The following is a 13,314-nucleotide window of genomic DNA, read 5'->3' on the forward strand; positions in this document are numbered from 1 at the left end:
AGCGCTGTGATGGTTTTATTTGTTTTGTAGGCAGTATCAGCATCAAACCACCTTTTTGTTCGATTTTGTACGCCATCATTTTATTGAGCGTACTAAACCCAACAGAAAGAATTGACTTATTGAGTCCGGCTTTCTGTTTTTTACGTTTGCTGCCTTTTTTTGATTGGCGCGTCATGGACTTGGTATTCAACTGTTCGGTTACACCGATGTCATAACGACTGGCGATTTCTGATGTAACCTTGTGCTGCCAATCCTTGCGCTGATTAGCTACTTTTCTTTGAAGCCTAGATACCTGTTTTCTCGCTTTCCTCCAACGCCTTGAGGCTTTAACTTTCTTTTTCCGGTTAGGCGCGCGCTTACGCCTCAAAGCTGAACATTTTCGCTTAATTAGCTGAGCGCAACGCTGGGTAAAGCGTGGATTTTCCAGTTCGGTAAAAGTTTTCCCCTCATAAAGAGTTAGTGCCGTTTCTGTACCTAAATCAAAGCATACTATTGATTTGTAATTCAAGTCTGAACCAGAACCAAATCTGGTTTCTGGCGTCGGAACTTCAACAGTAAATGATGCAAACCATTGGTTTGTACCAGGCTTGTAAACAATAGTTAAGGTGGTAGGAACGCCCCACTGTTTTGATTGACCGCGCATCCTAATCGTGATGCCCAAATCATTCAGAGCAATGCTTCCGTGCTTACCGTTACTATTGACCTTCCAGCCAGATGTAGCTGGATAAGTCCAGCCGGAGTAGTCGCGAATTGACTTAAATTTGGGCTTCTTCCTTAATCCTTGAAAAAATGCACCATAAGCCAAATCGACACGCTTGACCGTAGCTTGCAGTGCTTGTGAGTGCAAATAAGCAAACTCAATCCATTCTTTTTTGAATGCAGGCAAGCAATTTTGCTGCTCAAAATAAGTAACGGTTTTTTGAGAGGATCTCCACTCATAGCGACGATGAGCTATGCAGGCATTGTACAGGTAGGCATGATTTCTCCGTGCCTCAAACAGCTTATTCTCTTGCAGCTTGTTGGGGTACAGTTGAAATGTTTGCCTTCTTGTTGTCATGTGTTGTTTATTATTTTTGATCGTTTCGGTCGGCGTTTTACAATAAAATTACTATATCATGTTTTTTAGATATGACAAGAAGGTTGCATGACTAAACTACACAGCGGCTCTCATGTCGTTTTCTCTATTTGCCTGCATATCGTCTTTGTGACCAAATATAGGCGGAAAGTGCTTACGCAGCAAATGCTTCAGGATATGAAGCACGTGTTGGAGCGAGTGTTAAGTGCGAACAAGTCAAAGCTGTCCGACTGCAATGGCGAAGCTGACCACGTTCATCTGCTCATCGATCTGCATCCAGATAATAATATTTCCGATTTAATTGCTTCGCTTAAGTCTGCTAGTAGCAGGGTTCTCAGGGAGAAGTATAAACCGGAAATTGATAAGTATTATTGGGGAAAAGCCAAGTTGTGGCATGACTCCAAGTGCATTGTTTCTTGTGGTGGAGCGCCTCTGGAGACAGTCAAAAAATATATTCACGCATCAATCTGGCGGGAGATTGGAAAAATTAGGGGCATCGAACCCCTAATTTTTCCCCTGCTATTCATCCCCACCCCATAGGCGGATGGGGAATTCCGCAGGTTTTGTTAAAGGAGGCAGGAGGGAAGAGGTTGGTTGAGTGGATCAAAGTTAAAGCTTTCTGTACGACCATTCACCTTCTGCTTTCTGCCTTCTGCCTCCTGCCTCCTCCCAACGCTTGCGCGAACGCATCAGCAACAAAGAAATTCATTGATATTGCAATCGGCAAAAAAGTTTCCCGCTCATCAAAAAACTAACACCAGAATGTATGACATTGAATTTACACTAGAAGCAATTGAAGACCTGAAATCGTTCAGAAAGTTTGAGCAACAAACAATCATTGCCGAGATTGATACTCAACTCAAGTATGAACCAACTGTAGAAACTCGTAACCGTTTTCGGATGCGTCCTAATGATGTTGCTGAGTGGGAATTGCGGACTGGTAAATATCGGTTGTTTTACAATGTTGAGAATAATGTCCAGATTGTCAGCATTGAGGTTGTCGGCTTTAAAATAGGTAATCAGTTATTTGTACGTGGTAAACGGAGGGATTTATGAGAGTAGTGAAAGTGACACCAGAACAAAAATTTCTTCTTGAACTACTCGCGATGGTTAAAGAGGAAGGCTTGATTTTGCAAACGACAGACGGACAACAATTTATATTGTTATCGCTTGAAGATTGGCAAGGGTTTGATGTTGGAGATAGCGATGATTTTGAGCAGGAAGTCAGCGTCACTTCGGAAAATCAGGAATTAATGGCATTTTTAGCAAAACGTAGGAGTAATGGAAAACGAGTTTCAATGGCGGATGTTAAGAAACAATTGGGACTGAGTTGATTTTGTTCAAGTTAAAAGAGAATAGCTAATTGCTAATTGTCCGTGTAAATACTTTCCGGCTCTACCATTAGCCATTAGCCATTAGCTATTAGCAACTTAGATTACGCCTTTTGAACCGGATATATCTGACCTCTCATTTCGCCGTAGAATTCGTGTCCTTTGGTGTGAAGGTTGAAATAAAGGACTCCCTTTCTAGCTAAAGCCTCCATGCCAGCAATCGTATTGATCTGAGCCGGAATAATGATATCGCTGGGGCAACCTTCAGGAAGAGGCAGTTTAAATCCGCTAGAGAGATTAGGGGGTGGAGGTGGTTGTTTGACAAAGGTTAGCTTTTCGTTGGTAACGGAAGCAGAAAAGCGACCATTGACAATGGTGTTCTTAAAGTCACCAAACTGACCAAAGTTAACGATGATGGGGCCGAGGACATCTGGCGTGCCACAATGAATGTGAAACGCAGTCACGTTTGCCGGATCGATGTCAGCAAGTTGGACATTAATATCACTTTTTGTCAGATTTTTAGGGAAACGCAGCCGACCATAGCCTTTTGCTTTTGACCCGGATGCAGGTCCTAGTTCTTGTGCAGGATTTAAATAGGCTTCGTACTCGGTAAATGACTGGTCTCCGAATTGCTGATTCTGAGCCATTGTAGGCGAACCAAATAGGATCGCGAGGGTAAATAATGTGCCGATCAATAAGCCAATAAAACTTCTCATTTAGTTTTACCTGATTGAATGGATAGGGAAACAAATTTCGTCTGGATCATGGCTTACCCACGACGAACCTAGAAACCGGGTTTCTGCTTAGATCTCTAGTTTCCTTTCCCAACGATTTTCAATAGAAACCCGGAATATGAGCCTAAGACCTGTTAATGTCGCTAAAGAATCCAAGATGAAACCCTAAACGTCATAGTTAGGTTGCTCTAGGAAACTCCAAGTCTTTGACCCGACGATACCATCAACTGTTAGCTTGCGATCTGCTTGGAATTGCTTCACCAGGACTTCAGTTTTGGAGGCAAAGTTGCCATCAACAACGAGTTTGGCGCCATAGTGACCATTGAGCCGCACTTGTAGATATTTGACCTCATCGCCTTTGTCGCCATTGCGTAAGGTAGGGTGGGGTTTTCCGGTGTGAGATTTAATTTGTTCTAAGTCAAGCCAAGTCTCTGACCCAACGATTCCATTAACAGTTAGGCTGCAAGCTGCTTGGAATTGCTTAACGAAGTCTTCAGTTTTAGAGCCAAAGTTGCCATCAACGGTGAGTACGGAACCGTAGAAATGATTGAGCAGTTGTTGTAGATGTTTGACCTCTTCGCCTGTGGCGCCTTTTTTCAAGGTGGTGTGTCCTGCATGGGTGCCTTCAGTGTCGCTGAAAATTGCCATTGGTTTAGCTTCCTCAAATCAATGTTTTTGTGGTTTGATAATTTCAGTATGGAAAAAATTGCCCAGGGAAGGCATTGATACTTTCAGACAATCCCGATTGCTGCTTTTGACCGTTGGGGATTGCACTTTTCGGCAATCAGGACAGGGAAGTGCAACAAAACATCAAGTTGCCAAAGTCGGAAATCTCGATTGCCAGATCCGGAAATCGAATTTCGCCGAATTCGGTAATGATTTTTTCAGATATATTTGCGAGATTGTAATTGTCTCTGATGTCTTGTTCAGGACTTAAGCAAAGGCTCTAAATGTAGGGTGCTCTCTTCCAGCAGAGTACGGCACCTTAACCACCACATATAGTGTTGCTGCGTAAATCCTGTTATTTGTGGAGAGCGCTCGCGGTGGGGGCGGGTTTATTTAAGTTATCTGTTGTTAGCAAAGATTATTGGTAAAACCCGCCCCTACAATCTTTTACTCCCTTTGCGCTAGAAGAATACCTAATTAAACTAACCACAGAGGCGCAGAACCGGGAAGGGAAGAGAAAAGAAGAGATAGGTAATTGAATAAGTGCGATTTAGGCGGATTTGATATCAGTAGTTCTTTCGTGAGAGGCGAGAATGAATATGAGCAAAATTCTATTTCTAACTCAACCGATGTTTGGTCACTTTAATCCCCTATTCAGTATTGCTTTGCAAATGCAAGCGGATGGACATGAAGTGGAATTTATGGTTCCCGGTCGCGCCGGGGTAAATTCAAATATTGGCACGCTGAAGAATGCGGCTGCTATTCCTACAATTCTGAAAAAAAATGGCATTCCTGTCGAACTGATTTCGATGCCAATTCCTCTGGCTGCAACTTTTTTGGTGGCAACCAGTTTGGCACCAAAGTTATCAGGATATAATGAACTTGAGTTTCTGATGGGTTTCCTGCCTACGGGACTCAAGTATATTACTCAACAGGTTGTGGGATATATTGAGCGATCGCAACCAGATGCGATCGCTACAGATTTCACTTTCCTCGCCTCTTATTTAGCCGCAGAAATTACCCAAATTCCTTGTGCTGTTATTTATCAAACGGGTTTACCATTCCGAGGTAAAAGCATTCCCCCTTTTGGCAGCGGTTTACCGATTCGAGAGGACTATGCCACTTTTGGAGGGGAGTTTGTGCGTAAAGAGAAGGCTGTTTTGGCTAGATTAGATCGACAAGTAAACCGGGTAAGACGGCAGTTTGGATTGCCCGATTTTTCAGCCGAATTTTGGCGACAACCCTATTCCCAATGGTTGAATTTGGTGACGAGTGTGGAAGCGATTGAAGCACCGCGCGATAACTTGACCGATAACACTTTTTTTGTGGGGCCTTGCTTTAGCAACAGGAGCGGGAAAACGAGGGATTTTCCATTTGAGCAATTGCGAGGCGATCGCTACAAAATCTACGTGTCTTTTGGCACCATGTCCAACGACAGACCTGATGTTTTGAGAAAAATAATGAAGGCGCTCGCTCGACCTGAATATCAAGTTATTATCAGTGCCGGGACTGCCTATTCTAAATTGGTTCGCGAGAGGATTCCTGAAAATGTTCTGCTATGTTCCAGCGTGCCTCAAGTGGATCTTCTGCCTCAAATTGACTTGGCAATAATACACGGCGGTAACAACACAACAAACGAAACCCTGGCGGCGGGTAAACCTGCAATTGTGATGCCAATCGCTGGAGAACAGGGGGATAATGCCAGTCGAGTTGAATATTTGGGAGTTGGTTTGCGCTTGAACATCGAGCGGTTTGACGAACAGGAATTGTTGGCAAAAGTGCAAACAATTCAAAGCAATCCTGCATTGCAAGAGCGAGCAACTGAATTGAAAGCAGCGTTGGATTTGACTAACGGTTCGGCAACAGCTTCTGCACTGATTGAGCGACTAGCAAAGACACAAAAACCTGTGGTGCGATCGCTGAGCGTGCCGTAGGCATATCCCATGACATCAATTTCTTAGCACAACTTGGCAAAAATTGCTCTAGCATATAGGAAAAATTCAAAGATTTACCTGCACTTAAAAGGAATCAAATATGAGCGATCGCAGAAAAGACGCAACTACTTTCACCAAGACGGTTAATGCTGAGTATTAAATAAACTTCCCTTCCAGAATACCCAAGACTTTGAAGATTCTCAGCGGGGTTTTATTGCGCCTCTCCTTGACAATGGAACGATCAAAAACGATCGCGGGTTAGCGGTTTGGGATATTAGTCGTTTTACCGACTTTATCCAACAAGGCGCACCGGCTCCCGATACGGTTAATCCTAGCCTATGGCGACAGTCGCAACTCACCCTACTGGGAGAACTGTATCAAGTTACTGACCGAATGTATCAATTTCGTAACGCAGATTTATCAAATTTAACTATCGTAGAAGGGCATACCGGGATTATTATAGAATACTGTGCGAAAACCCCGTGTATGCGCGACCAGGGTGACCGCGCGAGACTTTAGTCTCGCGAATTTTACACGTGGATCAAATCCAAAAGTTAAGTTAAATTACTTTTTCTTGTCTCTTTTCACAAGAAAAGCTAAATTAACACAACAGTAGTTTTATTTCAAAAAAAAAAGGCCAACGTAAATTGCTAACAAATTACGTTTAAAAACTGAGGCCAAACAACACCCAGTGCCAAAGAATGGGGCATTGGGTAAGCATGTTACGCAGTCATTACAATTGGTGATTGGGCAACAGGATTGCTCAATATAACCAGCAATTTATCCAAGGCGAATACTGCGATCTAAGAACTAAAAATACGGCTAGTCCGTTAACAGGTTTTGTTAGCAAGAACGGTGCATCAATCAGAATCGGAGCCTTGGCGTAATTTTTATCTAACGGGTGCGGAAGAACTGGGATCGGGACTAAAGAAATTACCCACTGCTGGCACTGGGAGTCCGGATACAGTTGCCTACAAATACTTGATTCTTTGCAATCACATCCAGGAATCACAACCATGAACTTTAATACAACTTCTGCATTCGCGCACTCTCCTACCGATGATGCTCGTTCTGTCGTTTTTATCGATCCAAAGGTAAGCGATTATCAGGATTTGCTTTCTGGGGTGCGATCGGGAGTCGAGCGGTATGTGCTGGATCCATCCCAGGATGCGATCGCCCAAATTACCCAAATTCTTGCCAATCACCCAGAAATTACCAGCCTGCACCTGATTGCCCACGGCATCCCCGGCTGCTTGTTTCTGGGCAACACCCAACTGTGCCTCGACACCTTAGAGGACTATGCACATCAGCTCCAGCAATGGTTCAAAAAACCACTTGGCACTCGCCACTCCCTTCACCTCTATGGCTGCCATGTTGCCGCTGGGGATGCGGGAGCCGAATTCATTGCCAAACTGCACCAGCTAACTGGAGCCAATATTGCCGCATCTACAACAGCAGTAGGCAATCCAGCTCTGGGTGGCAACTGGGAACTCGATGCCACCTTAGGTGAAAAGGTATTTCTGCAACCGTTACCAGCCGAAACCTTGGCAAGTTATCCTCACATTCTGAGCGAACCCTTGGAATATAGTTGGGCGCGTGGTTTTGGCGGCTCAGGGGACGATGATGGCTATCGCATCGCGGTGGATCGAGAAGGCAATGTTTACACCACAGGGGTGTTTCAAGGAACGGTAGACTTTGATCCGGGTATCGGCACCTATAACCTGACCAGTGCTGGAGATACCGATATCTTCATCTCCAAGCTCGATCGCAATGGCAAATTTGTCTGGGCACAGAGCTATGGCGACACAGGTGGCGATCGCGGCTTTGGCATCACCGTAGATAGCGCTGGGAATGTTTATGCCACCGGGCACTTCCAAGGCACCGTCGATTTTGACCCCAGTTCCAGCGTGCAGAACTTAACTAGGACAGGTGGGACTGATGCATTCATTTCTAAACTGGACAGCAGCGGCAACCTGATTTGGGTCAAGCAATATCAGGGTAGCGGTAACTCAAATCCCTACGAAATTAAACTAGATGCCGCTGGCAACATCTACACCACTGGACAATTCAATGGCAGCATCGATCTCGACCCAGGGGCAGGCACCGCTAACATCACAGCACTGGGTTCCTATTGGGGAGATATCTGGGTTTCCAAGCTAGATAGCAGTGGCAACTTCCTCTGGGCACAAGGGATTCAAGGCTACGGTAATGAACATCCTCAACGGATGACCGTGGATAGTGCTGGCAATACTTATCTCACCGGAGCCTTCTTTGGCACCTTGGATGTTAGTCCTGGCTCTAATGCTCCTGACTTCACCGCCTCTGGAGTCGATTCTTTCTTGGTCAAACTCGACAGCAGCGGCAATCACGTCTGGAGCCAGCAAATCTCTCGGGGAGCTGGTGACTATGCTTACGGGGTAGCCGTTGATGGCGCTGGCAACGTTTATATCAATGGGGCTATCGATACCAACTCATTTATCTCTAAATTCGACAGTGCCGGAAATGCCCTCTGGACGAAAGATTTTCCGAACAGCAGTGGTTTGGGCATCAGCTTAGATAGCGCTGGTAACATTCATACCACGGGTCAGTTTCAAGGAACTGTTGACTTCGATCCTGGCTCTGGAGTCTTCAACCTCACCAGTAATGGTGGCTACGACATCTTTACCTTAGAGCTAGATAGCAACGGCAACTTCCTGTGGGCAACTGGGGCAGGTGGTGCGGGAAATGATGCTGCCATTGACATTGATGCAACTCAAGCCGGAGCAATTTACACTACAGGTCAATTCCAAAATACTGCTAGTTTTGGTGCTGGTATAGATCCCATCACCAGCCAAGCAAGTTTCGATATTTTTGTTGCCAAATTAGGCGGACTAGCCACAGTCACCCTCACTGCGGTTGATAGCACCGCTACCGAGTCTGGTAATGATACGGGCACCTACCGCATCAGCCGGGACAACAATATCAGTGGCGATCTACTTGTTAAGCTCAACCTCAGCAGCAGCACGGATCTCAACCCCAGCGACTACACCCTCAGCGGTGGCAACATCACCATCAACGGTACCACCGCCACCGTAGTAATTCCAGCAGGGCAAAGCTTTGTCGATCTCACCCTGACTGCCAGCGACGACCTACCAGCTGAAGCCGCCGAAAGTCTAACCCTCAGCCTGGTTGCTGATGCTGCTTACAATTTAGGGAATGTGACGACGGGTACAGTGACCATTGCGGCTAACGATTTCGTAGTCACCAACACCAACGACAGTAGGGAAGGCTCCTTGCGGCAAGCAATTGTGAATGCCAATGCCTCTGCTGGAGCTAACACCATCACCTTTGGCGGATCTGTCTTCACCGATGCCACCCCCGATGTCATCACCCTCACAACCGGACAACTCACGCTCTCCGACAACACCACGATCTTGGGCACTGGGGCAAACAATCTCACCATCAGTGGCAACAATGCCTCCAGGGTGTTGGAGATCAACTCTGGCGTGACTGCAACGCTGCAAGATCTCACCATTGCTAATGGCAATGCCGGTTTAGCCGAAGGCGGCGGCATTAACAACCAGGGCAATCTCACCCTCAACAACAGCAGCCTCAACAGCAACTACGCCCACACTCAAGGGGCTGCGATTTGGAACAACAGCATCCTTACCGTCAACAACAGCAAGTTTCAAGGTAACTCAACCGATACCTACAACGGTCCCGGCGGCGGCGGTGCAGGAGGCGGCATCTTTAACAGCGGAGGTACTGTAACGGTAAACAACAGCACCTTCACAGAAGCAGCAGTCCGGGATGGTGGCGGCATCTTTAACCACAATGGGGGCAACCTCACCGTCAACAGCAGCACCTTCAGCAATTCCCAATCCAATGGTGGCGGCGGCATCTTTAATGCTCTGGGAACCGCAACCATCAACAACAGCACCATCAGCGGCAACCGGGCTTATGGCTGGGGCGCAGGGTTGTGGAATGCTCCTGGTTCTACGATGACCCTGAGTAATAGCACCGTCAGTGGCAACTCTTCAGGTGTTGGTGGTGGTGGCATTTGGAATGAAGGTGGCAACCTCACGGTGGGCAACAGTACCGTGACGGGTAACAGTGCTGGCTACTACGGCGGCGGTATTTGGAGCAACGCTGTGGTGAACGTGAGCAACAGCATCGTCGCTGGTAACAGTGCGAGCCTTGGGGCTGAGGTAAACAACGCAGGTGGAAGCTTTACCTCTTTAGGCTATAACCTAGTAGGGCAGAACGGCAATGGGGGTGGTTTTTCCACCGTTGCTACCGATATTGTCTTGCCGGGAGCCATTGGTACTGCCATCCAACCCCTGGCGAACAATGGTGGTCCGACTCAGACTCATGCCCTGGTGGCAGGTAGCCCTGCTGTCAATGCCGGGAATAATGTTGGTGCTCCAGCCACTGACCAACGAGGCTCCAGTCGTATTGTGGGCGGCAATATAGATATTGGTGCGGTTGAATCCAGTTTCAAATCCACACTCACCCTGACCGCAATAGATGATAGCGCCACCGAATCGGGAAACAACCCCGGAACTTACCGCATCAGTCGCGGTAACGACACTGGTGGTAACCTCACGGTTAACCTCAACTTGAGTGGCAGCACCGACCTCAACCCCAGCGACTACACCCTCAGTGGTGGCAGCATTACCATCAACGGTACCACCGCCACCGTAGTAATTCCAGCAGGGCAAAGCTTTGTCGATCTCACCCTGACTGCCAGCGACGACCTACCAGCTGAAGCCGCCGAAAGTCTAACCCTCAGCCTGGTTGCTGATGCTGCTTACAATTTAGGGAATGTGACGACGGGTACAGTGACCATTGCGGCTAACGATTTCGTAGTCACCAACACCAACGACAGTAGGGAAGGCTCCTTGCGGCAAGCAATTGTGAATGCCAATGCCTCTGCTGGAGCTAACACCATCACCTTTGGCGGATCTGTCTTCACCGATGCCACCCCCGATGTCATCACCCTCACAACCGGACAACTCACGCTCTCCGACAACACCACGATCTTGGGCACTGGGGCAAACAATCTCACCATCAGTGGCAACAATGCCTCCAGGGTGTTTGAGATCAACTCTGGCGTGACTGCAACGCTCAACGATCTGACTGTTACCAATGGTAACGGGGGAGCCGCCGCTGGCGGCATCAGCAATGGGGGAGTTTTGACTCTCAACCGCAGCGCTCTCACAGGCAACCAGGCAGATCGAGGCGGCGGCATTGTCAACAGTGGCACCCTGACCCTTTCCAACAGCACTGTGAACAACAACTTCGCTCGGATTAAAGGGGGCGGTATCTACAACGGCATCACGGGAGTGTTGACCCTGAGTAACAGTACCCTGAGTGGTAACTCGTCGGTCAATGATGGTGGAGGTATCTTCAATAGCTCTGACTTCTCTACGGGTGGGCGTGTGACCGTGACCAATAGCACCCTGACGAGCAACTCTTCTAGTACCAATGGGGGTGGCATCTGGAGTAGTGGACGTGTGACCGTGAGCAACAGTATTTGGGCTGGGAACTCTGCGCCAACAGGTTCTGAGGTTTTTCTTTACACCAGCACTGGCGGCACCTTTACCTCTAGTGGCTACAACCTAGTTGGGCAGAACGGCAATGGGGGTGGTTTTTCCACCGTTGCCACCGATATTGTCTTGCCAGGAGCCATTGGTACTGCCATCCAACCCCTGGCGAACAATGGTGGTCCGACTCAGACTCATGCTTTGGTGGCAGGTAGCCCTGCTATGAATGCTGGGAACAATGCCCTCATTCCCATTGGCACGACGACCGATCAGCGTGGCACAGGGTTCGATCGCATCCTTGGCGGCACAGTAGATATCGGGGCTGTTGAATCCCTGGCTCAGTCTGGTAAAGGAGGCAACAAAACCTTCCCAATCAACCAAGGAAGTGGCACCTTTACAATCACTGACTTCACAGGTGTTGGCAAAGATAATAATCCCTCCACGGCTATCCGAGCTGAAGCAGACACGATTCAATTCACAGGTGCAGATCTGACAGCCGATAAAATGCTGCTGAACCAGGTAGGAGCCAACCTGGAAATTACTTTTGAAGGGGTTGCCAATACCAAAGTTGTCTTGCAAAACTTTGCCCTAGAAAATCTCGACAACTTGACTCGAGCAACGGGTGCAAACGTGGATCTGGCAAATATTCTATTCAACGGGCAAACTACCCCTCAAGAAAGTTTTGATGTCGTTAATGCCAACTTTACTGCGAACAGCCTTTCCCATCGCAACTCTGTCACTTTCCTGAATGAACTGGATAACAGCGTCAATGGTTTCAATAACTCCGACGATGGGATCAACGGTCAGGGTGGCAACGACATCCTCAACGGTTTGAGTGGCGATGATTGGCTGCGGGGGGGTGCAGGCAGCGATACCCTGATTGGCGGACGCGACAACGATACCCTGGTGGGTGGTCAGGGAGCCGACTACTTCTCCTTTGGGGTCGAAGGAGATGTGCAGCCATTCAAAGCGCTGGGTGTAGATACGATTACCGACTTAAACCTGCTAGAAGGTGACAAGATTGTGTTGAGCAAGGACACGTTCAGAGCACTCACCAGCCCTCCTGGCAGTGGCTTGGTCGCAAGCGATTTTAACACGGTTACCAGCGATCTAGCAGCAGCCAGTAGCAGCGCCAGGATTGTTTACAACAGCAGCAATGGCAACCTGTTCTATAACCCCAATGGTAATGCTTCTGGCTTTGGAGTGGGTGGTCAGTTTGCCCAGTTGAGCAATGCACCCCAACTCAACACCAGTGCATTCCTGGTACAGGTGTAATGTCTAGAAACCGCCATCTGAATATTAGGTAAATAGGGAAGGCAATGTCCTATTGCCTTCCCTATGCCTTGATATCAGCAAGATTGCTGATATCTGGGATTTGAAGCAACAATTGGGTGAACTGCCCACCGATCGATCGACTGGCAAAGACTCAAAAATCTGTGGTGCGATCGCTGAGCGTGCCGTAGGCATATCCCATGACAGTAATGTAACAATTACCAGTCCTATAGAGCTATCAATTTCTTAGCACAACTTGGCAAAAATTGCTCTAGCATATAGGAACAATTCATAGGACTAAAGCCAACTGTCACACTACTCGGTCAATTTTGAGGCTTGTAGTAGCGCTGTCTTCGCCAAATCAAGCGAAGACAGCGCTACTACAAACCCAATTAAATGTGCCAGTTGGCTTTAGTCGTGAATTCAAAGATTTACCTGCAATTAGAAGGAATTAAATATGAGCGATCGCAGTCAATTCTGAAATCGGCAAAGGAACTGAGTTGGTCAGGACTTACCCTTGGGCGACCTATCACCTTTGTTTCTGCGTCAATCTCTGGTTCTAAATCGACGATTTTTCAGAGAAACCCGGTTTCTTTGCTTAAGTCCTGTTGGTGTTGACTTTGCCGATTTGTTAGCGCGACTGGCCTAACGGGCATAATAGTCAAGATATTGTATCAAATGAGGTCACTCCCGATGAACAGCACCTTCAATACAACCGTTGCTCTACCTGGCTATCGTTTAGTCGAGCTACTGTATTGTGGCAGTAAAACCGTTGTC

The 13,314-nt window shown here is 47.5% G+C and carries 9 protein-coding genes; 6 read left to right on the plus strand and 3 right to left on the minus strand.

The features are described 5' to 3' along the window. The coding region (locus tag MiSe_RS43000; RefSeq protein ID WP_226592407.1) for an RNA-guided endonuclease InsQ/TnpB family protein at positions 1 to 1,057 on the minus strand (1,057 nt) is incomplete at its 3' end. 87 nt (positions 1,058 to 1,144) lie between these two features. Between MiSe_RS43000 and tnpA the strand changes: the two genes are divergently transcribed. The 3 genes from tnpA to MiSe_RS43015 all read left to right on the plus strand — a co-directional run bounded on the left by tnpA (position 1,145) and on the right by MiSe_RS43015 (position 2,409). Beyond that, positions 1,145 to 1,615 carry an IS200/IS605 family transposase gene (tnpA, locus tag MiSe_RS43005; protein ID WP_226592409.1) on the plus strand — a complete coding sequence of 157 codons (471 nt, stop codon included), beginning with the start codon at positions 1,145 to 1,147 and terminating at the stop codon, positions 1,613 to 1,615. Positions 1,616 to 1,837: 222 nt separating this feature from the next. Next, the gene (locus MiSe_RS43010) at positions 1,838 to 2,131 is read left to right on the plus strand and encodes a type II toxin-antitoxin system RelE family toxin (RefSeq protein WP_226592411.1); all 294 of its coding nucleotides are present in this window, start codon (positions 1,838 to 1,840) and stop codon (positions 2,129 to 2,131) included. Between the two features lie 11 nt (positions 2,132 to 2,142). Beyond that, positions 2,143 to 2,409 (plus strand): hypothetical protein, encoded by a 267-nt coding sequence (locus MiSe_RS43015; RefSeq protein ID WP_226592412.1) that lies wholly within the window; start codon positions 2,143 to 2,145, stop codon positions 2,407 to 2,409. A gap of 101 nt (positions 2,410 to 2,510) precedes the next feature. On the opposite strand, the gene MiSe_RS43020 is transcribed toward MiSe_RS43015, so the two are convergent. Together MiSe_RS43020 and MiSe_RS43025 are read right to left on the minus strand one after the other, a co-directional pair. Then, positions 2,511 to 3,122 (minus strand): CHRD domain-containing protein, encoded by a 612-nt coding sequence (locus MiSe_RS43020; RefSeq protein ID WP_226592414.1) that lies wholly within the window; start codon positions 3,120 to 3,122, stop codon positions 2,511 to 2,513. A gap of 183 nt (positions 3,123 to 3,305) precedes the next feature. Then, the gene (locus MiSe_RS43025; RefSeq protein ID WP_226592416.1) at positions 3,306 to 3,788 is read right to left on the minus strand and encodes a peptidoglycan-binding domain-containing protein; all 483 of its coding nucleotides are present in this window, start codon (positions 3,786 to 3,788) and stop codon (positions 3,306 to 3,308) included. A gap of 617 nt (positions 3,789 to 4,405) precedes the next feature. Here MiSe_RS43025 and MiSe_RS43030 point away from each other — a divergent pair. From MiSe_RS43030 to MiSe_RS43040, 3 genes are all read left to right on the plus strand, one after another. Next, positions 4,406 to 5,740, plus strand: a complete 1,335-nt coding sequence (locus MiSe_RS43030) for a glycosyltransferase (protein WP_226592418.1) — start codon at positions 4,406 to 4,408, stop codon at positions 5,738 to 5,740. A gap of 1,016 nt (positions 5,741 to 6,756) precedes the next feature. Next, a complete protein-coding gene (locus MiSe_RS43035) occupies positions 6,757 to 12,540 on the plus strand; it encodes a DUF4347 domain-containing protein (RefSeq protein ID WP_226592420.1) in 5,784 nt (1,927 codons plus the stop codon). A gap of 52 nt (positions 12,541 to 12,592) precedes the next feature. Continuing rightward, the gene (locus MiSe_RS43040) at positions 12,593 to 12,787 is read left to right on the plus strand and encodes a hypothetical protein (protein WP_226592422.1); all 195 of its coding nucleotides are present in this window, start codon (positions 12,593 to 12,595) and stop codon (positions 12,785 to 12,787) included. Positions 12,788 to 13,314 lie beyond the last annotated feature (527 nt).

This window comes from Microseira wollei NIES-4236, assembly GCF_020521235.1.
Lineage (GTDB): Bacteria > Cyanobacteriota > Cyanobacteriia > Cyanobacteriales > Aerosakkonemataceae > Microseira > Microseira wollei.